The organism is Oricola nitratireducens (assembly GCF_014904745.1).
Classification (GTDB): Bacteria; Pseudomonadota; Alphaproteobacteria; order Rhizobiales; family Rhizobiaceae; genus Oricola; species Oricola nitratireducens.
Map to the genome: position 1 here is coordinate 1 of NZ_JACZCS010000006.1, position 667 is coordinate 667.

The 667-nt window shown below is 51.3% G+C and carries 1 protein-coding gene; it reads right to left on the reverse strand.

All coding sequences use genetic code 11. The features are described from left to right. Positions 1 to 615 (reverse strand): hypothetical protein (locus IG169_RS04150; protein WP_193174908.1); only part of this gene is annotated, 615 nt, incomplete at its 3' end. Positions 616 to 667 lie beyond the last annotated feature (52 nt).

The window sequence follows — 667 nt, forward strand, 5'->3', positions numbered from 1 at the left end:
AATGGTCGTCTTTGTCCTCCCTCTTGCCATGTTTCGTAGAGCTTCCAGGCTCTTTTCGCGATCCTCTGGCACATTGAGCTGAAGCATCCGGCTTTGATCCTCATGATGGATCTTGCCGGCTGTAGTCGTCATGACAAACGCGACCGGTCCTTTCACCGTATCTAGCATTTCTGCCTTCATGCCATCCGTCGTTTTTTGGACGGTTGAGTGCCGAATTTCACCATCTGTAAGAAGCTGGCGGAGGAAGGTTCTTCCGTTACCTTCGGACATGCCTGCGGCTTCGCCGAGGAAGAGAACCTTGTTTCTCAGGTCATACTCTCCCGCATAGGCCAGGAAGTGATCGGACATCCCTGAGAGCTTGATGATTTCCTCTTGCGGAACGAACTGTAGCCCGCTGTCAACGGCATAGCTTTTTCCTGACCCCGATGCGCCCATTACAACCATCGAGACTGGCTCAGGAAGATTGCAAGAGATAGCGGTAAGGAAGACCAGCTTTGGGATCGTGGTGTCGCCTGAAAAGCCTTGTATCCTCAGGCTCCGCTCTAGTTCATCGAGGACCGAATGGCTCTTTGCGATACCAAGCGCCTTTTTCGTTAGATTATTGCTTTTATTCATATATTTCTCCTTATTAATTGAATTTGCCGCGCCGCAAGAGCGGCGGTGGCGT